Source organism: Pseudomonas sp. CCC3.1, from assembly GCF_034347405.1.
In the GTDB taxonomy this organism is placed as follows: Bacteria; Pseudomonadota; Gammaproteobacteria; order Pseudomonadales; family Pseudomonadaceae; genus Aquipseudomonas.
Map to the genome: position 1 here is coordinate 2,918,215 of NZ_CP133778.1, position 24,072 is coordinate 2,942,286.

General features: G+C 61.0%; 18 protein-coding genes. 2 read left to right on the top strand and 16 right to left on the bottom strand.

The window, feature by feature from the left end; translation table 11 throughout:
* The first annotated feature begins 75 nt into the window (after positions 1 to 75).
* The gene (locus RHM56_RS12885) at positions 76 to 1,683 is read left to right on the top strand and encodes a glycosyltransferase family 39 protein (RefSeq protein ID WP_322241636.1); all 1,608 of its coding nucleotides are present in this window, start codon (positions 76 to 78) and stop codon (positions 1,681 to 1,683) included.
* A 247-nt stretch (positions 1,684 to 1,930) separates the two neighbouring features.
* On the opposite strand, the gene RHM56_RS12890 is transcribed toward RHM56_RS12885, so the two are convergent.
* From RHM56_RS12890 to RHM56_RS12935, 10 genes are all read right to left on the bottom strand, one after another.
* Complete coding sequence (locus tag RHM56_RS12890) at positions 1,931 to 3,313, bottom strand: DUF1329 domain-containing protein (RefSeq protein ID WP_322241637.1); 1,383 nt, start codon at positions 3,311 to 3,313, stop codon at positions 1,931 to 1,933.
* Between the two features lie 87 nt (positions 3,314 to 3,400).
* The gene (locus tag RHM56_RS12895) at positions 3,401 to 5,089 is read right to left on the bottom strand and encodes a class I adenylate-forming enzyme family protein (protein ID WP_322241638.1); all 1,689 of its coding nucleotides are present in this window, start codon (positions 5,087 to 5,089) and stop codon (positions 3,401 to 3,403) included.
* 37 nt (positions 5,090 to 5,126) lie between these two features.
* Positions 5,127 to 6,263 (bottom strand): acyl-CoA dehydrogenase, encoded by a 1,137-nt coding sequence (locus tag RHM56_RS12900; protein WP_322241639.1) that lies wholly within the window; start codon positions 6,261 to 6,263, stop codon positions 5,127 to 5,129.
* An 11-nt stretch (positions 6,264 to 6,274) separates the two neighbouring features.
* The gene (locus tag RHM56_RS12905; RefSeq protein WP_322241641.1) at positions 6,275 to 7,465 is read right to left on the bottom strand and encodes an acyl-CoA dehydrogenase family protein; all 1,191 of its coding nucleotides are present in this window, start codon (positions 7,463 to 7,465) and stop codon (positions 6,275 to 6,277) included.
* Positions 7,466 to 7,530: 65 nt separating this feature from the next.
* Positions 7,531 to 8,700, bottom strand: a complete 1,170-nt coding sequence (locus RHM56_RS12910; RefSeq protein WP_322241642.1) for an acyl-CoA dehydrogenase family protein — start codon at positions 8,698 to 8,700, stop codon at positions 7,531 to 7,533.
* Positions 8,701 to 8,709: 9 nt separating this feature from the next.
* A complete protein-coding gene (locus tag RHM56_RS12915; RefSeq protein WP_322241643.1) occupies positions 8,710 to 9,888 on the bottom strand; it encodes a lipid-transfer protein in 1,179 nt (392 codons plus the stop codon).
* Between the two features lie 18 nt (positions 9,889 to 9,906).
* Positions 9,907 to 10,326 carry a MaoC family dehydratase gene (locus tag RHM56_RS12920; protein WP_322241644.1) on the bottom strand — a complete coding sequence of 140 codons (420 nt, stop codon included), beginning with the start codon at positions 10,324 to 10,326 and terminating at the stop codon, positions 9,907 to 9,909.
* On the bottom strand, positions 10,298 to 11,431 hold the full coding sequence (locus tag RHM56_RS12925; RefSeq protein WP_322241645.1) for an acyl-CoA dehydrogenase family protein: 1,134 nt from the start codon (positions 11,429 to 11,431) through the stop codon (positions 10,298 to 10,300). Before RHM56_RS12925 ends, RHM56_RS12920 begins: the two co-directional genes overlap by 29 nt.
* A gap of 9 nt (positions 11,432 to 11,440) precedes the next feature.
* Entirely contained in the window at positions 11,441 to 12,418 is a 978-nt protein-coding gene (locus tag RHM56_RS12930; protein ID WP_322241646.1) for a bifunctional MaoC family dehydratase N-terminal/OB-fold nucleic acid binding domain-containing protein, read from the bottom strand.
* A 53-nt stretch (positions 12,419 to 12,471) separates the two neighbouring features.
* On the bottom strand, positions 12,472 to 13,245 hold the full coding sequence (locus tag RHM56_RS12935; RefSeq protein ID WP_322241647.1) for an SDR family oxidoreductase: 774 nt from the start codon (positions 13,243 to 13,245) through the stop codon (positions 12,472 to 12,474).
* A gap of 143 nt (positions 13,246 to 13,388) precedes the next feature.
* On the opposite strand from RHM56_RS12935, the gene RHM56_RS12940 reads away from it, so the two are divergent.
* A complete protein-coding gene (locus RHM56_RS12940; RefSeq protein WP_322241648.1) occupies positions 13,389 to 14,174 on the top strand; it encodes an enoyl-CoA hydratase in 786 nt (261 codons plus the stop codon).
* Positions 14,175 to 14,658: 484 nt separating this feature from the next.
* On the opposite strand, the gene RHM56_RS12945 is transcribed toward RHM56_RS12940, so the two are convergent.
* From RHM56_RS12945 to RHM56_RS12970, 6 genes are all read right to left on the bottom strand, one after another.
* Positions 14,659 to 16,203, bottom strand: coding sequence for a FadD3 family acyl-CoA ligase (locus RHM56_RS12945; protein ID WP_322241649.1), 1,545 nt, complete (start codon positions 16,201 to 16,203; stop codon positions 14,659 to 14,661).
* Between the two features lie 19 nt (positions 16,204 to 16,222).
* Positions 16,223 to 17,254, bottom strand: coding sequence for a ferredoxin--NADP reductase (locus RHM56_RS12950; RefSeq protein ID WP_322241651.1), 1,032 nt, complete (start codon positions 17,252 to 17,254; stop codon positions 16,223 to 16,225).
* 1 nt (position 17,255) lies between these two features.
* Complete coding sequence (locus tag RHM56_RS12955) at positions 17,256 to 18,950, bottom strand: FAD-binding protein (RefSeq protein ID WP_322232647.1); 1,695 nt, start codon at positions 18,948 to 18,950, stop codon at positions 17,256 to 17,258.
* Complete coding sequence (locus tag RHM56_RS12960; RefSeq protein WP_322232649.1) at positions 18,947 to 20,692, bottom strand: FAD-binding protein; 1,746 nt, start codon at positions 20,690 to 20,692, stop codon at positions 18,947 to 18,949. Before RHM56_RS12960 ends, RHM56_RS12955 begins: the two co-directional genes overlap by 4 nt.
* Positions 20,693 to 20,810: 118 nt before the next feature.
* Positions 20,811 to 21,998 carry an acyl-CoA dehydrogenase family protein gene (locus RHM56_RS12965; RefSeq protein WP_322232651.1) on the bottom strand — a complete coding sequence of 396 codons (1,188 nt, stop codon included), beginning with the start codon at positions 21,996 to 21,998 and terminating at the stop codon, positions 20,811 to 20,813.
* A gap of 403 nt (positions 21,999 to 22,401) precedes the next feature.
* Positions 22,402 to 23,967, bottom strand: a complete 1,566-nt coding sequence (locus RHM56_RS12970; RefSeq protein WP_322232653.1) for an amidase — start codon at positions 23,965 to 23,967, stop codon at positions 22,402 to 22,404.
* Positions 23,968 to 24,072 lie beyond the last annotated feature (105 nt).

The following is a 24,072-nucleotide window of genomic DNA, read 5'->3' on the forward strand; positions in this document are numbered from 1 at the left end:
CAAATCAAAAAATCGCAACCTGCGCCAGCTCCCACGCTTGTTATGTGTCTGTCTATTGAGTCAAGGAAACTCGACATGCCGGCCTACCCTTCCGCTAGCGTTTTACGTGCACTGCACCGCCAGTCCCTGCTGCTCGGTGCACTGGCATTACTGCTGTTTATTCTGGGCGACATGCACCAGGCCGCGATCGGCTTTGACTCGCGCTTTGTGATGTTTGCCAAGGAAATGCTGCGCAATGGCCCCAGCTTTTTCCCGACCACCTACGGCCAGCCTTACGCCGACTACAACGCCACCACGACCCTGTTCACCTGGCTGCTGTCCTTGCCGTTTGGCGAGGTCAATAGCCTGACCGCGTGGCTACCCACAGCTTTTGCCAGCGCCGTGATCGTGACGCTGATCTATCGGCTGGTTGCCCCGCAGTCCACCACCTGGGCCTTGCTCAGCGTGGCGCTGCTGCTGTTGAGCATGACCTTCATCACTGAAACCCGAGCCGTGTCACTGGACCAGATGCTCGCGGCAGTCAGCCTCGGCGCGTTTTACCTGGCCTATGCCCATGATCACTTTGGCGCGCCACGCCGCCATCTTTGGCTACTGGTGTTGCTGGTACTGGGCTTTGCCATTCGCGGCCCCATCGGGCTGGTGATTCCCACCGGCATGCTCTGCAGCTACTACCTGCTCAGCGGTCAATGGCGCCGCATGTTCAGCGTTGGCGTGCAGGCGCTGGTACTGCTGGTGCTGTGCATTGGTCTGTTACTGCTGCTGGCCTGGCTCAGCGGCGGCCAGGCTTTTGTCCAGGACGTGATCCGCATGCAGGTCACTGGCCGCATCGACGGCAGCGAAGGCGCCAGTGGCACCTTTTATTACTTCACAAGTTCCATGGGCAACTACGCGCTGGCTTACCCGCTGGCCGTGCTGGTAGTGGCCGCGGTGCTGATCGCCGGGCGCAAACCGTCGAATACGGCCCTGCACTTGGTCAAATACTGCGCGGCAGCGGGCTTGATCGTGATGATCGGCCTCTCGGTTCCGCAAGCGAAAAAAGCCCGCTACTTGCTGCCGATGCTACCGATGGCCGCCATTATTGCGGCCTACCCGTTCATGGGCATGCAAGGTCGAGTATTCGTGGCACTGCGCGGCATTATTCAAGCCATTTTGCTGGCTTTGCCCACGCTGCTGATTGCAGGCCTGATCGTCGCCAGCAAGCGCTTCAGTGACGACCTGCCACCCCTGACCTCAATCTATGCCGTGCTCGGTGTGCTGCAAGTATTCGCACTGGCATTGCTGTTCAAGGCCCAATGGCGGGCAACCGGCCTGGCCGCCTGCGCCGTGCTGGCGATGTGGAGCAGCTACATTCTGGTGATCGAACCGGCAGAGCGCAGCGCCTACGACACCCGCGACTTCACCCTCAACACCCTGCACCTGGTCGATCAGGCACCTGCGCCGCTGGTCTTGCATGGCATGGGCAAAGACGCCAAGGCGATCAAGTTCATGGTCAACGTAGACCGTGACTTGCAGCCCTTGTTCACCCAGTCAGCGGTAGAACTGAGCGCGTTGCAGGCACCCGCCTGGATCGTTATGGACCGCAAGGACTACCAGGCACTGCAAGGCACTGCGCTGGGCGACATCGTTCCGGCTTTGAGCGGGCGCTTCGACAAAAACGACTACGTGCTGCTGCATTTGCCTTGAAGCCTAAGACGCACTCGTAGCAGTTGCCGAGTCTGCGAGGCTACGTCCGGCTGCGTAGCAGTCGTAAAATTAAGCACTGAGGTGTATCAGTTAAACCCTGCACTTAGGGTTTACGATCGCTTCGCAATCGGACGTAGCCTCGCAGGCTCGGCAACTGCTACGAAATCCCACGGGATTGGGTGTGTTCCTAAAACAAAAAGCCCTGTCGTTGACCGACAGGGCTTTTTGCGTAACGGCGGGTTTAGGCTTAACGCCCCATCGCCCGTGCGGCATCAGAGGTGTACTGGTCTGCAGTGAACTTGCCTTCGTTGAGGATCGGACCTTTTTTCGATTCGTTGGTCATGCCGTAGCCGGTGTATTGACCCGAGTTCAAGTCCATGAAGAACTGTGAACCTGCCTGCCAGGCGCTCATGTCCGGGTGGTAGTAGTAGTTGATCATGGCGTGCTTCCACAACTGCCCACGGGCATCGTAGTTGTCTGCCAGCACCGAATGCCAGGTGTCTTCGTCAAGGAACAGCACGCGCTTGCCATAGACATGGCGATAGCCCTCTTTCAAATCACCTTCGAGTACCCAGACCCGACGCAGCTCATAGCGCATCAGTTCAGGATTGGGGTGGTTGATGGTCAGCATGTCGGCATATTTCACCGTGCCGGCATTCGGCTTGTAGGCGTTGGCCGGGATGTAGATTTCACGCTTGCCAATCAACTTCCAGTTAAAGCGCTCCGGCGAACCGTTGAACAAGCGATCTTCGTCCACCGTCATGGTGCCGTTGGTCCCGATCATTGGCTGGTCATAGCCGTACCCCGGCAGTTGGCGCACGCGACGGGTCGAAGGGCTGTAGCTCCACGCCTGGCGCGGGTTGGTGGCGAAGTTGTAGGGTTCGTGGGAAATGCTGATCGTGCCATTGTCGCGAGCCGGCTTGAGCGTCATGTTGTTGCTCATGGCCTGGATCTTGTCTTCGGTCTTGGGCTCAACGGTCGGTGAGTTGGCCTGCGACAGGTTTCGGGCATACGCACGGCCCCAGCCAATGCTGCCATTGGGCAAGACCGACGCCAGATCACTGGTTCGTTCTTCGGTGTACGCGCGGGCTGGCAACTGGTGGTTCCAGAGCGCTTCCATACCTGTTTTCGGAATGGGAAACGGCACTTGGCCCAGGCCTTCAAAGCCCATGCCGTCGTTCACCAGCTTGGCATTCAAAGCGTTGCTCATGACGCGCTTGCAGACATAGTCCGGGTAGCGGTAATCACGGTGCCCTGGGTAGATGTTCATCTTGTAGGTGGTCGGATAACGCTTGAACAACGCCTTCTGACCGTCGGTGAGCTTATCGGCGTACTGATCCATGTTTTGCGCGGTGATCACCAAAATCGGTTTCTCAGCGGCATACGGGTCAACCGGCTGGTCGCCCGAGAATTTAACGTGGTTCCAGCCGGGGACTTCGCCTAAATACTTGCCGGTGTACGGCGGGATGGTTCCCGCCGCATTACCCGCCTGTTCGGCACCTACACAGGTCAGCTCCTTGCCCAGTTTGGCGGCTTCTGCGGGGGACACTTGTGCAGAAACCGGAGCGATGGCTCCCAGATTGACGGCCATGGCGGCTGCGAGCATTACGCCTGTTCTTGTTATTTTCATGTATTGCCTCCTACGCGGATAAAACGGGCTGAGGTATGCGTCCATTCTTCGCCAACTGGCAGCGAGCACATCGTCCACAAAGACTAATCAGGCAGTAACCAAGACTTCCTTGAGCAGGTTTTTAAGCATCTTCCCCGAGGCATTGCGGGCGAACGGGGTGTGCTGCACATGGATCTGCGCCGGGACTTTAAAGCTCGCCAGGCGCTGGGCAATAAAGCGGCGCACGGTCTCGCTGTCCAGGGCATCGACGGGCTCGCCGCGCACCACCAGAAACACCACTTCACCCAATACGTCGTCCGGCACGGCAAAGGCTGCGGCTTCCACCACGCCCGGCATTTCACACGCACAGGACTCGACTTCGGCAGCCGAAATCTTCTCGCCACCCCGGTTGATCAAGTCCTTGGCGCGGTCAGTGATGTAAAGGAAACCTTCAGCATCCAGATGACCGATATCGCCCGTGTCGAGCCAGCCATCGCGCAAGGTTTGGGCACTCGCATCAGGCAGGTTCCAGTACGCGCTCATCAGGGTCGGCGAGCGCACCCAGATCAGGCCGCTGACACCGTTGGGCAAGGGTCGGTCCGGGCTGTCGCCAATGCGCACATCGACGATGGGTAAAGGCCAGCCCGCGGCGGCAGGCTTGTAAACGAACTGATCTCCCCCAATCGCCGCACAAATGCCGTTGCTTTCGGTCAGACCGTAACCACTGCCTCCAATGGCCTCGGGTTTGCGCCGGGTCAGGTTCGCCAACAGGCTGCTGGACGGAGCCGCGCCGCCCAGCCCCAGGCCGAGCAGGCTCTTGGTGTCAGCCGTGCCAAAGCGTGGCGACGCCAGTAATTGCTGCATCATCACTGGCGCGCCATTGAACTGCGTGCAGTGTTCGTCGCGGATCAGATCGAAGGCTTTTTCCACGTCCCACTTGTACATCAGCAGCAAACGCCGACCGCTGCGCAGGGCCAGCAAGAACTGGGCATGCAAGCCGCTGACATGAAACAGCGGCACCGCCATCAAGGTGGTGGGGGCGTAACCGCTGTTGATCACCACGCTGATGCGCTCGGGCGAACTCACGGCACAGAAAACCCCTTGAAACTCCAGGGCCACCAGCGCCTGGCACACCGCGTCATGGGTCGACAACACGCCCTTGGCCAAACTGGTGGTGCCCGAGGTGTAGAGAATCATCGCCGGGTCATCGGCGGTGACTTTCAGCGTCGGTGCAGTCAATGCGGGCTCGGCCAGCACATCTTCAAGACGCTGGCAATGCTCGTCCAGCGTGGTCCCGGCAGCAAGGCCCACCACGATGGTTGCCAGACCTTGCTCACGCAGGTCGCTCTTGAGCAGTTGCAAGCGCGGCTCGTCACACAGCAACAGCCGCGCGCCGCTGTCCTGCAAACCATGAAACAGCTCATCACGCAAGCCCCAACTGTTGAGCGGCACACACACGGCGCCACAGCGCTGTACGGCCGAAAACGCGACCAGCCAAGCCGGTTGATTGCGCATGGCAATCGCCACCCGATCGCCCTGACGCACACCAAAACGTCGCACCAGTTGCCCGGCCAGTCGATCGACCTGATCGAAAAACTCACTGAACGTCAGGCGTTGCTGTTCCCACACCAAAAACTCACGGTCGCCGTGGACGCGACCGCTATCAATGACCTCCCACACGTTGGCGGCCGTGTGCCGAAAACGTTTGGTACCGCCACTCGCTGGCGTCACCACTTCATAAGGCGAGCCGGCACCAATCAACTGCTGCCAGGCGCTCTGCCATTGTTCAAGTTTCATCTTGTTATTCTCCTCACCCGAACAGCTTGCAACAGGCTCAGGCGTGCGCAGGCGCAAGGCTTGCGTAACGCTCGCAGTGATAATCGGCATCTCCCAGGCTTGCCTGTGCCACCCGGATACGCTTGAGGTACAGGCCCACGTCCAGCTCATCGGTCACACCAATCCCGCCGTGCATCTGCACCGCTTCATTGGCGACCTTGAGGGCCATCTGGCCTGCCTTCCATTTCGCCAGACTGGCCAGCCGCTGACGCTCAACCTCGCTCAAGCTCGTATCGTCCAGCGCTGCCAGGCCAGCCATCACCGTGCTGCGCGCCAGTGCCAACTCGACAAACAACTGAGCCGCCCGGTGTTGCAGTGACTGAAACGAGCCAATCGCCACCTCGAACTGCACACGGGTCTTGAGGTAGTCGAGGGTCATTCTGAAGAGTTTTTCGGCCATGCCCAGCATCTCGGCCGCCACACACACCCGGCCACGATCCAGCGCAGTCATTAACGCAGGCCCCGCCGCACCGATGTCACCGAGCAAGGCATCAGGCCCGACCTGCACCTGGTCCAGTCGCAACTGCGCGTGGTTGCGCGAATCGATCAAGGGCAAGGCACTCACTACAAGGCCCGGCGCAGTGGCAGGCACCAGAAACAGGCTGATGCCCTGCGCCGCCTGGGCCGCCACCAGATAGCCGTCTGCTCCGACGCCATCGATGACGAAATACTTGTGCCCGCTCAGGCTGTAACCAGTGGCATTCGGCACGGCCTGCAAGGCGACTTGCGTAGGGCTGTGACGCGAACGCTCATCCAGTGCAAGGGCCAGGCGCCGCTCGCCGCTGATGGCCGCCGACAGCCACTGATCCTGCTGCTGGGCATTGCCTTGCAAGTGCAGCAATGAGCCGCTGAGCACCACACTCGACAACAGCGGCGAGGCGCTGAGCGTGCTGCCCATGGATTCAAAAATCGGGCCCAGGCCCATGCAGCCAAAATCCAGACCCCCGAGGTTCTCAGGGAACGGAATCGCGCTCCAGCCCAACGCTACGGCGTCCTGCCACAAGGTAGCGTCAAAGCCCAATTCGCTGTGCTCATCACGCAAGGTACGTTGACGGGCCACTGGGCTACGCGCCGCCAGGAACTCGCGGGCGCTGTCGGCCAACAACCGTTGTTCTTCGCTATAAAGCAGGTTCATGGTCTGTTTCCTTACTTCACGTCAGGCAGGCCAAGCACCCGCTTGGCGATCACATTGAGCTGGATTTCCGAAGCCCCGCCAGAAATCGTCAGGGCATAACTGTTAAGCCAGCCACGGGTAATGGCTTGTTCCTGCGCACTGAAAACGCTCTTGTCCCAGCCCAGCGCGTGGTAGCCCATCAGGTCCAGCAGTACTTCGAACTTGCCGCGTTCCTGCTCGGTGTGCACCAGTTTCATGATCGACATCAGCCCGCTCACGTCTTGCCCGGCTCGCGCTTCTTCGCCCATGCGCTGCACGGTCAGGTTGTAGCTGTGCTCGTTCATGGCGCAGGCCACGGCACGCGCAGCCAGTGCCGACTCACTCAGGCCCGTCGGTTCAGGCAAGTACTCGTTGAGCAGTGGCAACAAATGGAAATGCGTCGGCAGGCTGAATTCACCGAACTTGGACATGGCTTTGCGTTCGTGCTGCAACAGCCGTTTGGCCAAGTTCCAACCGCCATGCAGCGGGCCAATCAATTGCGATTTAGGCACTTTGACGCTGTCGAAAAACACTTGGCAGAACGCCGATTTGCCACTGATCAAATCAATCGGTGCGACGCTCACGCCGGGGCTCTTCATGTCCAGCACAATCAGGCTGATACCTGCATGCTTGCTGGCCTTTGGATCAGTGCGCACCAGGGCATACATCCAGTCGGACTTGTCGCCGTAAGAGGTCCAGATCTTGCTGCCGTCGACCACAAAGTGATCGCCCTCATCGCGCGCCGAGGTTTTCAGGCTCGCCAGATCGGACCCGGCATTGGGCTCGGAAAAACCCTGACACCAGCGCACCTGGCCACGAGTCATCGGGGTCAGCAGGGCTTTTTTCTGCTCTTCGGTACCGAACTCAAGCAACACCGGGCCGAGCATCCAGATGCCCAGATTGATTTGCGGCGGGCGGCACTTAAGGCGTCGCAACTCGCTTTCCAGCACCGCGCTGTATTCCGGGCTCAGACCCGCGCCGCCGTACTCCAGTGGCCAATCCGGACAGAACCAGCCCTTGTCGCGCATGCGCTCAAACCACAGCTGCGCGTCTGCATCAGGAAATTCGACGTGGCGTGCGCCCCACACCAACTCGCCCTCAGGGATGGCCTTGCGCTGCGACGGCGGACAATTGGCCTCAAGCCAACTGCGGGTTTGCTCTCTGAACTGGTCAATTGCGCTCATGTTTTTTACCTGTAAATACCTAATACCAACCCATCAGGGGATGGCGCAGATCTAATGTGGGAGCGTCAACGTTGGCTACGTGGCATGCCCAGGCCGAACTGGGCAATCAGCTCGCGCTGGATTTCGTTGGTGCCGCCGCCAAACGTCAGGGTCACCGAAGCCCGCACTTCGTACTCCAGTTCGCCTTGCAGCAAGGAAGCCTGCGAACCGCCACGCACCAGGCCATTGGCCCCGACGATGTTGCTCAATATGCGCAGAATCTCGACCCCCGACTCAGAGCCATACACCTTGGTGGTCGAGGCCAGCGCCACGTCCATCTGGTCACGTTCAAGACCGGCCGCAATGCGCAGGTTGATCAGGCGCATGGCTTCAAGGCGGGCGTAGCACTGCGCCAACCCGGCGCGCACCCAGGCTTTGTCGGTCGCGCGAGCGCCATGTTCATCCGCCTCGCGGGCCCACATAAACACCCGGCGAAACAAGCCCACCACTTTGTCCGACCACGCGCCCAGGCCCAATCGCTCATGGTTGAGCTGTGCGGTAATCAGCTTCCAGCCACCGTTCAATTCGCCCACCAGCATGGCCTTCGGCACCCGCACGCTGTCGTAATAGGTAGCCGTTGTCGGGTTGCTGGTGGTCGGAATAACCGTGGTCGAAAAGCCTTCGCAGCGAGTGTCGAGAATCAGGATCGACACCCCCTTGTGGCGCGGCAAATCAGGGTCGGTGCGGGCCGCCAGCCAGATGTAATCGGCTGACTCGGCGCCCGACGTCCACAGCTTGTTGCCGTTGACCACAAAGTGCTCGCCTTCGAGCCGGGCACTGGTTTTCAGCGCTGCCAGATCACTGCCTGCACCCGGCTCGGAGTAACCGATGGCGAAGATGATTTCGCCCGCTGCAATACCCGGCAAAAACTTGGCCTTTTGCTCTTCCGTGCCGTAGGCCATGAGCGCCGGGCCCACGGTACTGATGGTCACGAAAGGCAGCGGTGCACCGGCAATGTTGGCTTCTTCAAAGAAGATAAATTGTTCGGTCGGGCCGTAGCCTTGTCCGCCGTGCTCCACGGGCCAACCGACGGCCAGCCAGCCATCGCGGCCCATCTGGCGGATGGTGTCGCGGTACAGATCGCCGCCCTCTTTGCCGCGCAATTGCTCACGCAGTTGCGGGGTCATCAGGTTTTGGAAGTAGTCCCGCACCTTGAGGCGCAGGGCGTGTTGTTCGGGAGTGAGGTCAACGAACATGGAAGCTCCTTAGGCTGTGCCAAGAATCAGGCCGCTGGTCGGTACACCCGTACCGGCGGTGACCAACACGTTTTCGACGTTGTCGACCTGGTTGACCGAGTTGCCGCGCACCTGGCGCACCGCTTCCGCCACGCCGTTCATGCCGTGGATGTAAGCCTCGCCCAACTGCCCGCCATGGGTGTTGATCGGGAACTTGCCGCCGCGGGCATGGTGCCCGGCGCGGATAAATTCCTTGGCTTCGCCACGCTCACACAGACCGAACTCTTCCAGTTGCGGCAACACAAACGGGGTGAAATGGTCATAAATCACCGCGGTTTGCAGCGCATCAGGCCCAAGTCCGGACTGGCGATACAGCTCTTTGGCCACCACGCCCATTTCCGGCAGCCCGGTTATGTCGTCGCGGTAGAACGAGGTCATGATTTGCTGGCCCGAGGTAATGCCCTGGGAACCGGCCTTGATCATCACCGGCTTCTGGCGCAAGTCCTTGGCCCGCTCGGCCGAGGTGATAACCATGGCCACAGCGCCATCAGACTCCTGGCAGCAGTCGAGCAAATGCAGCGGCTCGCAGATCCAGCGCGAGGCCTGATGTTCTTCAAGGGTGATCGGCTTGCCGTAGAAGAAGGCGTTCGGGTTGGTCGCGGCAAAGTCACGGACCGCCACCGCTACCCGACCGAAGTCTTCGGAGGTCGCGCCATAGGTGTGCATGTAGCGCTGGGCAAACATGCCCACCCACGAGGCCGGGGTGTGCAGGCCGTGCGGCATGTACCAGCCGTAGTTGACGTTCTCGAACGTCGGCGTTGAGGCAAAGCCATAACTGCCGCTGCCGAAGCGATACCACGAACGCTCGTTCATGGCGCGGTACACCACCACAACTTTGGCCACACCGGTGGCCACGGCCATGGCGGCATGCATGATCGGCCCGCAGGCCGCTCCACCACCATGAGGCACTTGGGAGAAGAACTTCACGTCCTTGCAGCCCAGCAGACGGGCGATTTCATACTCGGGCACTTTGTCGACCGAATACGAGCTAAAACCTTCGACTTCAGACGGGTCGATGCCCGCGTCTTTGAGTGCGGCCAGCGTGGCTTCCAGCGCCAGGCGCAGTTCGGTACGCCCGGAGTTCTTGGAAAACTCGGTCGCGCCCAGCCCAACAATGGCGGCGCTGCCGGAAAGTGACGATTGCGTCATGTGTCGTGTCTCCCGCTGTCAGGGCAGAACCAGCGCGACCGTACCGGTCACGTGGTTGCCCATCGAATTTTTGCCGCTGAGGGTTATTTCCACCGTGCGGGTGGCAGCGTCCTGACCCGTGACTGCGCCGTTGAAGGTCATGCAGTCGCCGGGGTAGTTCGGCGCGCCGAGCTTGATCTTCAGCGACGCAAAACGCGCTTCGGGGCCCGCCCAGTCTTCGATGTAACGCTGCACCAGCCCGTTGGTGGTGAGGATATTCATGAAGATGTGCGGCGAGCCGAGGGTCTGCGCGGCATTCAGGTCGTGGTGGCCCGGGAAGTAATCGCGGGTCGCGATGGCGCCGCCTGCGACCAGCCCCACGGTGATCGGGATCGCCAGTTCCGGCAGGGTTTCGCCGGGGCGCACGTCGTCAAAGCGCTTGGTGTTCTTCGAGGTCATATTTCCATCCCAGCTTGTCGTTATGGCTCAACCAGTCGCCGAGGCGTTCCAGGCTTGCCGCCGAACCGCCCAGGGCACTGCCCAAAGCGCGGCTCCAGTAAAGAAAGCGGTGCATCGGGTACGTCAGGTCGACGCCAATGCCGCCGTGTACGTGCTGAGCGGTATGCCCGATCAGGTGCCCCGCTTCGCAGGCCTGCCAGGCGGTGGCCAGCGCTTCAGACGGCGCGGGCAGACCGGCGTCGAGGCGATAGCACAATTGCCACAGGCAGCTGCGCAACGCTTCAAGGGCGATGTGGGTCGTTGCCATGCTCATTTGCACGGCCTGAAAGCTGCCGATGCTGCGGTCGAACTGGCGACGCTCGCTGACGTACACCACGGTGCGGCGAATCTGCTCATCACTCACACCCAGTTGCAACGCGGCCAATGCCGCAATGCTGCGCGGCTCCAGCCAGCTCAAGGCACTGGCCGGGAGCACGTGCTCAACGCCAATCAACAGTTTGTCGACGTGCAGGTCTGCAATGGCTTCGCCGTGGGTCATGCGGCCGGGCACCTGCTTGATGGCTTTGGCCGACAATTCGACCAGCGCCAAACGTGGCTGACCTTCGGCCTCAACCAACAACAGCGCCGCCTGTGACTGCTCAGCCAGCGCCAGTGCAGCCACACGGCCGTTGAGCAGCCAGCCGCCTGCGGTCGATGTGGCCTGCAAGGCAATGCCCTGGGCGCTGGTCAAACCGCTCAGGTCCAGGGTCAGTAAAGCCCGGCCAGCCGCCGCCTCAACAGCCCATGCCTGCAAGGACGGCTCAGCACACTGCGCCAGAGTCGCGGCGGCCAGTTGATGGCGCCACAACGGCACCTGCCCCAGCGCTCGGCCTTGGGCTTCAAGCACCAGCAACAACTCGGTCATGCCCAGGCCGCTGCCCCCTTGAGCCTCCGGAATGGCCAAGGCCTGCAAACCGGTTTCCACGCACAACTGCCACAGCGGCTCCATAAAGGCGTGCTCACTGGTATCGAACTGGCGCAAGCGGTCATCGGTGCAATAGTCGGCAAACACATTGCCCGCCATTTCAGCGATTGCTTTTTGATCTTCGGTGAATTCGAAATCCATGCAGCCCCCTTATTGCGCAGCTGGCCTGAACAACGGCAGCGTGAGTTCGCCGTCGAAGGTCTGGAATTCAAGTTGCAAGGCTTGGCCGATGCGCAGTTCGTCACGCTCAGCGCCCACCAGCCCGGCTACCAGACGCACACCCTCCGCAAGTTCGATCAGACCAATCGGGTTGGGATGATCAAACGGAGCAACTTGGGGGTAATGCATGATCACGAACGAGTACAGGCTGGCGCGGCCACTGGCCTCAACGCTGTCCCAATCGAACGAGTGGCACTCGATGCACACCGGTGCCGGTGGATGACGCAAGGTCTGGCACTGGGTGCAGCGCTGGATCAGTAACTTGCCAGCGTCGCAGCCTTCCCAGAAAAACCGCGTGTCGTCGCTCATGCCCGGTTTGGGGCGCTTGATCGCAGGTTTTTCCTCGACCTTGGCCGGGGCGGCTTCGGCGCTGTGGTTGTGCGCGGGGCGGAACTTGAACACGCGGAACAACAACTCTCCGACCGCCTCGTCGCCACTTTTGTGCTCAACGAAGTAGCTCATCACCAGCGTGACGAAGAAACCGGTGCCCAGACCTGTGGTTTTCTCATCACCCACTGAGTCCAGACGGGTGGTGTAGTACAGCTTTTCACCCGGCCGCACATTACGGTTAAAGCTCAGTTCGGAGTTGACCGCGACCACAGACGCATAGCCATACGACTCAATGAGCTTGAGCACCTCGTAGGGGTTTTCGGAGGTCGAGCCCGGCGGATAGTTATTGGTATGAAAACCCTCCATACACCACACCTGCAGCATCGCAGCCGGTGCCACCAGCCCGTCCTGTGCACTGCTCGAGGCAAAGGCGGCGTCGGTGTAAAGCGGGTTGTCCACGCCCATGATCTCGCACCATTGGCGGATCATCGGGGCGTTGACTTCGTCCCAGGCGTAGACGCGACCATATTCACGCCCCACCAGGGCGCGCACGTCGGTTAGCAATTGAGAATCAGCCAAGTTCGTCTCCTGCGTGTTGAGAGCGGCAACCCACTGGCGGCCGCTGAAGGTCGTCAGTTCGCTGCGTTTAAATAGGCCGGACGTTCGCCGCCGCCGTGCAGCAACAAGTTGCAGCCGCTGGCATAGCCGGCCATGGGTGATGCGATAAACAGACAGGCGTTACCGATGTCTTCGGGCACTGCCATGCGCCCTGCCGGAATCCCGGCACTGACAGCCGCGATGCCCTGCTCGTCGCCGTAATGCAAATGCGCTTGTTCGGTGCGCACCAGCCCAGGGCTGACCGTAACCACCCGCACTTTGGGTGCCCATTCCACTGCCAGCGATTGCACCAGCGCCAACACGCCCGCCTTGGCCGCGCCATACGCTGCCGTGCCGGGAGATGGACGCAGCGCACTGATGCTGCCGATAAACACAATGCAGCCGCCCTCGACCTGTTGCTGCATCAGTGCGTTGGCCTGCTGCGCAACATTCAAGGGAGCGATGAGATTGAGCCGGATGATGCCTTCGTGAAAACGTGGCGATGCACTGGCAGCCTCAGCGGCCGGGCTGCCACCGGCGTTATTGACGACCACATCGAGGCGGCCAAAATCGGCGCGAATTCCGTCAAACAGGGCCTTGAGTGAATCCATGTCACGCACGTCGCACGCCATGAATACCGCTTGCGCCGCATCGACCTTGGGCAAGGCCTCTGGAAGCGTTCTGCCGCACACAATCACCTGCGCCCCGGCTTGCAGAAAACTGCGCGCGATACCTGCGCCAATGCCTTTGGTTCCGCCGGTGACCAGTACCACCTTGCCGCTGTAGTCCAGCCCTGAAAGTTGGCCCATGACGCGCTCCTTTTCTTCTGATGGAGCCACTCTAGGGACAATCCGGGGGGCGTTCGTCGTCTGAACGGACGATGAAGCGTCACCGACCGAAAGCAACAATCCAGCGCACGCTGTGGTCACAGCCCCTGTTAATGAGGAACCCCATGTCAGACCCATCTGCCGAGCCGGTATTGCTTGAATTTCCAGCCGCAGGCGTGGCCCTGCTGCGCCTGAATCGCCCCCAGGCCACCAATGCCTTGAGCCTTGAACTGCAAGCGTTGCTGTCGCGTTACTTCACTGAACTGGCTGAAAACCCCGAAGTGCGTTGCATCCTGCTGACCGGTGGCGACAAGGTGTTCGCGGCTGGCGGCGACATCAACAGCATGGCCGGGGTCGGCCCGATTGATATTTATCAACGCCACACCGAACGGGTCTGGGCGCCGATCCAGCATTGCCCCAAACCGGTGATTGCCGCGGTGTGCGGCTATGCCTATGGCGGCGGTTGCGAGCTGGCGATGCTGGCCGACATCATCGTGGCCGGGCGCAGCGCCAAATTTTGCCAGCCTGAAATCCGCATCGGCATCATGCCCGGCATCGGCGGCACCCAGCGCCTGGTAAGGGCCGTGGGCAAAGCCAAAGCCATGCGCATGGCCCTGACCGGACAACCGATCAGCGCTGAAGAAGCCTGGATTTCAGGGCTGGTCAGTGAAGTGGTCGACGATGCGCTCGTGCAACAACACGCCCTGCAAATGGCCACACTGATCGCCGCCATGCCGCCACTGGCCGCCGAACAGATCAAGGAAGTGATATTGGCCGGAGTCGATGCACCGCTGGAAACCGGCCTGGCGCTGGAGCGCAAAGCCAATGCCCTGCTGTTTGCATCACGCGACCAGAAAGAAGGCATGCAAGCATTCATTGAAAAACGCCCGGCGAAGTTTGAAGGATATTGAATCAATCAAAGGGACTGCATCGTACTGGCTGAAACATGTAGAACGAGCTTGTCAGCGACCTAAAGATCAAAAGATCGCAGCCTGCAATTGCTCATGCGCGAGTTGAATAGTCGCAGAGCTTTTGATCTAGCTTTTGATCTAAAAGGCCCCGTTAAACCACGCTGGCCGCACGCGGGCATTGCGCAGAGGGCAACCCGGCAGGACGCCGGGTTAGCCGCGACACGGCCATGGATGGCCGATCGCGGCGGGCCCACGGAGCAATGCCTGCGTGCGGGCATGCCGAGCCATAGCGAGGCACCGAGTGGTAGGGGCAAGGACCTTTTGGTTCCTTTTGGGTCCTTCTAAAAGGGACGCGCCGTAAGGGCGCAACCTTAAGTAGCCGTTACCGCAGCAACGGATATGTACCCAGCCCAGCGGCGCCCCAATCGCTGGCAAGCCAGCTCCCACAAAGGATTGCTGCAGTGCTTCAGCGTTATGTAAGGACCTATACAAACCCCGCCCGCAATTCATTCTTCGCCACTTTGTTCGACGCATTCACGGGCAGCGCTTCATAAAACCGCACCATTCGCGGCACTTTGTAGTTGGCCATGTGCTCACGCGCCCACAGAATCAGCCCGGCTTCGTCCAGGCTCTGTTCATGGCGCAGAACCACACACGCACACCCCACCTCACCCATGCGCTCATCCGGCACGCCAATGACGGCCACTTGAGCGATGGCCGGATGCTCGATCAACCCGGCTTCGATCTCTGCCGGGTAGCAGTTAAAACCACCAACGATAAACATGTCCTTGAGCCGGTCGGTGATGCGCAAATTACCGGCCGCATCCAAGACGCCAATGTCACCGGTGTGCAGCCATCCCTCACTGTCGATGGCTTCGGCCGTGGCTTTCGGGTCTTCAAAATAGCCCTGCATCACGTGAAAACCACGCAGGCAGATTTCACCCGCGCCGCCTGCCGCTAACTCACGATTGTGCGGGTCGCGGATGCTGACTTCGGTGCCCGGAATGGCTCTGCCACTGGTGGCCGCGATGGTCTGCGCCGCGTCCTCCGGATCACAGATGGTGGCCAAGCCACCACATTCGGTCAGGCCATAAGCGGTGGTGACCACTGAGAAGCCCAATTCGCGGCGCATGCGCTCGATCAGTATCGGCGGAATGGTGGCCGCGCCCGTCACCGCAATACGCAAGCTCGACAGATCAGTTTCGGCCAGTTTGGGATGCGCCAGCATCGACAGGTACAAGGTCGGAGGCCCCGGCAACACGCTGATTCGCTCAGCGGCAATGCGCTGGAACACGGCTTCTGCATCAAATACCGGATGCGGCAAGATCGTCGCCCCGGCCAACAGGCACGTCAGCCAGCCTGCCTTGTAACCGAACGCATGGAAAAACGGGTTGATCACCAAATACCGGTCACCCGCCTGCAAGCCAATGACCTTTACGTACTCGCTAAAGGCGCGGATGGTTTGCCCATGGGCGCTCATCACGCCTTTGGGCTTGCCGGTGGTGCCAGAGGTAAACAGCAGGTCGCTGAGGTCGTTGGCTTGAAGGTCAGCCGCTCGCGCTTGGGCACTGCTCTCGCTGACGGCTGCCCCCAAGGCCAAAAAGGTCTCCCAGGCTTGCCCCAGCAATACGTGATGTTCAAGGCTGGCCGGGCGGTGTGGCGCCAGCAAGGCCGGGTAATCCACCCCCAAAAACGAAGGCTGTACAAACAACACACGCGCGCCACTGCGTTGCAGGATGTCCGCCGCTTCACCGCCTTTCATGCGGGTGTTGATCGGCACCATCACCGCACCCGCGCAATGGATGCCCAATGCGGCAATGATCCAGTCCCGGCCATTGGGTGCCCAGATCGCCACCCGATCACCTTTGTTGATGCCCAACGCCATCAGGCTGCGGGTCACGGCCAACACCAGGTGCGGAAGATCTTGGTAGTCGGTGCACACGCCGTTTTCTTCGATGGCGGTGCGCCCTGCATGGTGCTTCGCGGCATGCAGCAGCACCTCAGGAATGGTGTTCAGGCTAGAAGTCATTGCTCACTCGTCTGGCTGGTTATTCAGGAAAGCACACGCGCAACTGTTCGCTGCGGGGCACCGATTGGCAGGCCAGCACCCATCCGTCATTGAGTTCTTGCTGGTCCAGCGCATCGTTGCGCAGCATCTCGACGCTGCCGCGCTCCACGGTGCACATGCAGGTGGCACATGAGCCCACCAGGCACGAACTCGGTGGTTTCAACCCGGCACGCTGCATGGCGTTGAGCAGGGTTTCGCCCTCGGCACACGGCACTTCGAACTCTTCGCCGTCGAGGCGCACCGAGAGCTGGCTGCCAATCACCTCGGTGTTGACTGGGGCCGGAGCGGCCACACTGCCCTCCACGGGCAACGAGACAAAACGCTCAACGTGTATGCGTCCGTGCTCCATGCCCAGCGACTGCAAGGCGCTGACGGCGGCGTCCATGAAGGGGCCGGGGCCGCAGATAAAGGCTTGGGCGTGGGTATACGGCTTGGCCAGTTGCGCCAGTTGTTCGACGGCCGGAATCCCTTGTACCGAGTCCAGCCAGTGAATCACTTGCAGGCGTTGCGGGTGAGCGCTGGCCAAGGCTTTCAGCTCATGAGCAAAGATCACCGAGGCTTCATCGCGGTTGGCGTAAATCAGCAGAATCCGCCCGCTGCCGGCGATCAGCGCCGAACGCAGGATCGACAGCACCGGGGTCACGCCGCTGCCGCCACCAAACAGGACCAAGTCATCGTCGAAATGCCGGGGCACAAACACCCCGGCCGGGGGCAACACTTGCAACTCGTCGCCTTCATGCAGGTGCTGACACAGCCAGTTAGAGGCTCGGCCATCACGCACTTGTTTGATCGTGACCCGTAATGGCTCATCAACCAGCGGCGTGCTCGATAACGAATAGCAGCGCGGCAGCCAGCCGCCTTCAAAGGGGATGCGCAGGGTCAGAAACTGCCCGGATTTGTAGGCAAATTTTTCGCGCAGTGAGTCTGGCACGTCAAATACCAGCGATTTTGCATCAGCCGTTTCGCTGACGACGCGCGCCACACGCAGGGAGATATAGGCCGGTGGGTTCATATCAAGTACTCATCACAAGAGCCGGGTTCTGTGCGTGCGACGGAACATTTTTGCTGACGGCACGCCCCGCACGTCGCCCGGAAAATACGCAATCGGCCAATGACAAACCGCTGATATACAGGTGCGATGCCACGCCTATTGCCGTGCGCCCGGCACTGAACAGCCCAGCAATTGGCTCACCGTCGTGATCCAGCACGGCGCCGTTGCTTTCATCCACTTTGAGGCCGCCAAGGGTCAGCGCCCCCAGCGGGAAGATCGGATTGCCAACACTGATGTCACAGGCATAAAACGGCCCTTGATCGAGCACCTGACGGCTGCCTTCAGACTTGCCAAACGCATCCGGCGCGATGCCACGGGCACCGGCGTTATAAGCACGCAACGACTCACTCAGCTCTGCGGCCTGCATCCCGCAGGTTGTGGCCAGTTGATCGGGGGTTTGACCCTTGCGCACTCGCAACAGCATCAGGGCCAGCGCGGGCACGCTCTGGAACCACCAGTAACCGCCAAACAGCGCCTGATGAATCGCCTGTTTACGCAGCCGTGCGTCCAGCACCAGCCAGGCTTTGCCGCCCTGCTCTTCACACAATGGCTGGCCAAGGGTGGCGCCGTAGACTTCTTCATTACAGAAACGCTGGCCCGCGGTGTTGACCACAATCCCTTTGGGCCAGCAAAACGGCGGGTTGATGAAACGCCAAGCCGAAACCCGGCTCAAGCGTTCGGCCTGTGCTCCGACCGACTGTCCCAGCAGCAACCCGCTGCCATCGCAGCCAGTGGCGCCGACTTTGAAGTTGCGGCGAAACGCAGGCGCGTGGTCACGGATCAAGGTGCGATTGAAGATGAATCCCCCGGTGCTGAGGATCACACCACGCCGCGCCCGCACCAGAATCAGTTGGCCGTGAGCACGCTCCAGGTCACTGACTTTTTGCCGCAGGCGATCGCAATAACCGGGGGCAAAGTTTTGCAGACGTTCAGCCCGTGCTGCGAGCCGTGCGTGCAGCTTGGCTTCACGCGACCCCTCAGGCAGATGGCAGAACTCGGCACCGATCACCCGCCCGTGGTCATCCACCACCAAACGCTGCGCGGCCGATTGCAACAAAGGCCTGACGCCAGCCCGCAGGCAGGCCGCTTTCAAATGCCCGTAAAGTACTGCCCCGCACTGGCCCTTGCCCACCGTGCGATGACCACGGGGAGCCGGGGGTTGGGGGCCCGCGTGCGACGGCACCAGTTCGTTGCCCGAGTAATACAAAAAGTAGCCATCGGACGGGTACGAGGTTTTACCCCCCGGGGGCAAGCTGTGGCTGTACTGCGCGCCATGCCCTTCGAGCCAACGCAGATTGCTGATGCTGTCGTCGCAAAACGTGCGCAGGGTCGTATCGCTGATCACGCCCTGGGTTTCGTGTTTGAGGTAATCAAACATGGCTTGCGGGCTGTCGTTAAATCCGGCGGCCTGTTGCTGACGGGTGCCGCCACCGGCATAGACCACGCCGCCGCTTTTGGCACTGGCCCCGCCGCCGGTAAAACGGTCGGCGACCATCACGTCGACACTCTGACTGCGAGCCTCCAGGGCGGCGCAGGCACCCGCCGCGCCCCAACCGATGACCAGCACGTCACAGCTTGAATGCCATGGGCGATTGCCCAGTTCACGCTGCTGCAAAGGCCGCAGGATCCGGGTGTTGCTGTCAGTGACGCGGCTCATGACAGGGCCTCGGCTTTGGCTTTACTCACTGCCTGGACATGGCGGGCGATGTGGTTGGCCGCGATGTAACCGAAGGTCATGGCCGGGCCCAAGGTGCCGCCCGCACCCGGGTAACTGGTGCCCATCACCGAAGCCGAGCAGTTGCCAATTGCATACAGCCCGGCAATCGGCTGGCCGTTTTCACGCAGCACTTGTGCGTGCTGGTTGGTCAGCAGGCCGCCTTTGGTGCCAATGTCGCCCGCGTCCAAACGCATGGCGTAGTACGGGCCTTTGCGCAGCGGTGCCAGGCACGGGTTGGGTTTGATGTTGCTGTCGCCGTAATAACGGTCGAACACGTTGCCACCCCGAGCAAAGTCGAGGTCAACACCGGTCTGCGCGTAGCCGTTGATCTTCTGTACGGTGTTGCTCAACCCGGCGGCATCCACACCGATTTGCAGGGCCAGCGCGTCCAGGCTGTCGGCTTTCCAATACACGCTGTTGAGCCACTCTTTGCGCAAGCGACTGTCGGGCACCACTTGGGCAGGCATTAATGGCCCCATGGCGTAATGAAAACGGAAATGGCCGTCGAAGATCACCCACGACGGCACCGAACGGCCCCCGGTTTTGCGGTTGTCCTGGTACATGGCATCGACAAATTCCAGGTACGGCGCCGCTTCGTTGACAAAACGATGGCCCAGGCTGTTGACCACAATGGCCCCAGGAAACGCACGCTCGGCAAACACGCCGCGTGGCTTTTCTTCGCCCGGCACGGCGATGGTCGGTGCCCACCATGCCCAGTCCATGAGCGCGGTGGCAGCGCCGATGTTCATCCCCGCTTCCAGCGCAGCCCCGGTGTTGTTGCCCGGCGGCGTGGCGCTCCAGCTGACGCGGGTCGGTTGCGGGAGGAATTTCTCGCGCAGGGTCTGATTCTGCTCAAAGCCGCCGGAGCCAAAAATCACCGCGCGCCGCGCCTTCAGTTCCAGCACGTTACCGCCGGTGGCGACCTTGATTCCGCAGACCCGATCACCGTCGAGCACGACGTCCTGAAAATCGGTGTTGAGCCACAGCGGGACGTTGCGGTCCATCAACGAGCGGCGCAAAGACGCCACCAGCGAACTGCCCAACGCCGCGCGGCGGTCGTATTTGCTTTTACGGCGCCACTTGAAGTCCAGCTTGTAGCGCGCCATCAATTTGAATATCAGCCATTGCCAGCCGAAGCTGCGGGCCATGGCCTTGTGCGCGTCACGAGCGGTCCAGGCGATGCGCCCCATGAGCAGGGTCGAGGGCGAAGGCTTGCGCAGGTTGGACAGTTCTTCGGCCAGCAGGCTGGTGTCAAACAGTTCCGGGTCCAGGGTGCGGCCACCGGCCAGCGCGCCCGGCAGTTGCGGGTAATAATCCGGGTATTTGGCCGCCACGGCATACCGCACACGGCTGCTGGCGGTCAGCTTTTTGATCATCGGCGCGGCGTTGTCCAGGTACGCCTGCAAGCGCAGCGGATCGCCATGTTTGCCAGTCGCGGCCTTGAGGTATTGCATCGACAACTCAGGGCTGTCCTGCCCGCCCATGGCCGCAAAGTAATGGTTATTCGGGATCCAGATACCGCCGCCGGAAATGGCCGAGGTCCCGCCGTACTTGTCGCTTTTTTCGACGATCAGCACTGAAAGGCCCTGATCGGCAGCAAACAGGGCCGAGGTCATGGCCCCGGCACCGGAGCCGACCACGATTACGTCATAGGTGGACTGAGACTGAACGTGAGCCGTCATTATTGTTATGTCATCCGCTGAGGTCAGAAATTCATGCTGACGGAACGGCCAACGGTGCTCGCACACGGCCGTGCGCGAGCACCGCAGGGCTCATTCGATCAACGCCATGGCTGCTCGATCAAACAAAGGGGTCTGCGTTCGGCAGGCCTAATTGCACCAGGCCATAACTGCGTCGGTAAGCGGCCTCGTTGTTGGCGATATGCCCGCGAGCCTGATGCAGGTCGCGGAAGAAACGCGCCACCGGGTTGGTGTTGTACAAGCCCGAGGCGGCCATGCAGCGCAACAGGTCGCTGACCCGGTCGGCGCACACATTGGTCACGTGGGACGACTGGTAGCGATACAGCAAGCGGGTTTCGACATCCGGGTATTCACCTGCCGCAGCCAAGGCCATCAGGTGCCCGTAGTTGCGCATCAGCACCAGCTTGAGCGCGTCGACGGTGATGGTCGCTTCGGCCACAGCGGCTTGTGCGGCCGGGTCTTCGGCGGTTTTGGCGCCGTGCTTGCCGATGTGTTTGGCCGCGTTGTCGCGGAACTCGTTGATCGCGCCTTGCAGCGCACCGATGGCCGAGGTTGAGACCGCACGGGCAAACACCTGGGCAAACGGGATGGAATACATCGGGTGGGTGTTGGTCAGTCGCCCCGGCGTGGCTTCGATCGTGTAGTTGTTGGTGCGTTGCACCCGGTGCGCCGGAACAAAGGCGTCCTCGACCACGATGTCGTGGCTGCCGCTGCCGCGCAGCCCCAGTACGTCCCAGTTCTGCTCAATGCGATAGTCGCTGGCCGGAATCAGGAAGGTGCCGTGTTCGGTCGGGCCGGTTTCGTCTTGCGGCACGATGCCGCCAAGCAGACACCATTGCGCATGCTGGCTGCCGCTGGAAAAGCCCCAGCGTCCGCTGACTTGATAACCGCCCTTGACCGGTGTGACTTTGGCCACAGGCATATAAGTCGAGGCCACCAGCACCGAACTGTCTTCGCCCCACACATCACGCTGGGCTTCGACCGGATAGCGCGCCAATTGCCACGGGTGAACGCCCACCACACCAAACACCCAGGCGGTCGACATGCAACCTTCGGCCAGGGTCATCTGAATTTCAAAAAAGGTTCGCAGATCGACTTCGTGCCCGCCCCAGATTTTCGGCTGCAAAGCGCGAAAGAGCCCGGCTTCTTGCATATCGCGAATGGTTTCGTCTGGCAGCTTGCAGTCCTTGTCCGCCTGGGCCGAACGGCTTTTTAGCGCAGGTATCAGGTTGCGCGCGCGTTCCAGCAGCTCAAGCTCTATCGGACTTTTCTCTCGTATCTGATCCATCCGTCTGTTCTCCGTCAGTCTCTCGCTGCGCGAATGCGCGGGCGGTGTGTGAGCAATATTCGGACTTGGCGCGTTGGGGATCATCGTCAAAGCGGACTAGGGTGTTTTGATTTGGGACATATCCACTGGCATGGAGATTCTAGGGTGTGCAGCAAGCTGATTTCGTAGCAGTTGCCGAGCCTGCGAGGCTACGTCCGGCTGCGCAGCAGTCGTAAAATCAAGCACTGCGGTGTGTCAGTTAAACCCTGCACCCAGGGTTTTACGATCGCTTCGCAGCCGGACGTAGCCTCGCAGGCTCGGCAACTGCTACGTGTTCGCGCGCCATAGATCTGTGAATCTGCCTCAGGCGGCGATCTTTTGATATTCAAGACCCATAGATCGCAGCCCGCGGGAGTGTGAAGTGCTACAGAGTCGGTAATTTCGCCCACGGCCGGTCTTGCTCGATTTGCGCGCTCAAACGCAACAGTACGTCTTCACCGCCCAGAGGCCCGGTGAACATCATGCCGATCGGCAAACCGTTGTCGCTCATGCCTACCGGCAGTGAGATGGCCGGTTGGCCGCTGACGTTGGCCAGTACGGTAAACGCCGCGCTGCCCATGGCGTTGTGGGCGTAGGTGTCCCACGGCTGGTCGAGGCTGAGCACCCCCAGTTCCGGGGTGACGTTGGCCGTGACCGGCGACAAGATCACGTCATAGGTGTCGAACTGTTGTTCCATGTAGCCACCGATGGTTTCAAACGATTGTCGCGCCCGGTACAGCCCTTCGCCGGTGACTTTTTGCGCATTGCTCAACACCACCTCGGTAATGCGCTCAAAGTCTTGCGGGGTCGCCGCCCGCCCCAGCACTTGCTCACGGTCGTGAATCATGGTCAGCAACGCGTCGCCGACGACTGAGCCATGGGCGCCGAACAACTGCCGAGGGTCGACGCTCAGGCGCAATTCTTCAACGTTGTGCCCCATGCCTGCCAGGCGCTTGGCGGTGTCGTCGAGCACCTTGGCCACTGCCGGGTCCAGTGGCGAGCCGGTCAGTGAGGTCCGCACCAGGCCAATGCGCAAGCGGCCCGGGGCCGTGCGTATTTCTTCGATGTAAGGACGCACCAGCGGTTTTGCCCAATAAGGGCTGCCCTTTTCATGCCCTTGCCCCACATCGAGAAACAACGCCATGTCGCGCACATTGCGCGAGACCACGTTGCCGACGCTGGCACCAAACCAGCCTTCGTATTTGCCAGGCCCACTTGGGGTCCGGTAACGGCTGGGCTTGAGCCCGACCACGCCGCAGTACGACGCAGGAATGCGGATCGAGCCGCCGCCGTCGGTGGCATGCGCTACCGGCACAATGCCCGCGGCGACCGCTGACGCCGCACCACCGGATGAACCGCCTGCGCTGCGGGCGAGGTTCCACGGGTTACGGGTTTGCCCCCACAGCAGGGATTCAGTGGTGGTGGTCAGACCAAATTCCGGGCACGCGGTTTTGCCGAAAGGTACCGCACCGGCCGCCTGATAACGGGTGATCAGGGTGCTGGTCTGCTCGGCAGCCGGCGCGTCCTTGTACAGGCGACTGCCATTGGTGGTGCGCGTGCCTTCAAGGTAGGTGTTGAGGTCTTTGAGCAGGATGGGCACCCCGGCCAATGCGCCATTGGTGGCTTCGCCGCCCGCACGTCGAGCCTTGAGCAGCCCGTGGGCGTACTCGTCATGGCGCATGTTGACGGCGTTGACTTTAGGGTTGACGGCATCACAGCGGGCGATGGCGGCAGCCAGCAGGTGTTCCGGGCTGATTTCGCCTTTTTTCACGGCGTCAGCCATGTCCCAGGCATCCATGGCCTGGTATTGCGCCGGGGATACGCCGCTGCCAGTGGCAGCTGTGGCATAACGTGCGAGCAAACCGGCGCCCACGGCCAAGGCACCGGCCTTGAGCACGTGGCGACGCGGCCAGCCATCTTGGGTTTCAGGTGTCGCGACAGGTTTTTGCACAATAATTCTCCGGGCAAGATCTTGTTTTTATAAGGAAACATGCCGTCTTGCATCGCTATCTTTAAAAGATCAAAAAATCGCGAGACAAGCTCGCTCCTACAGGGT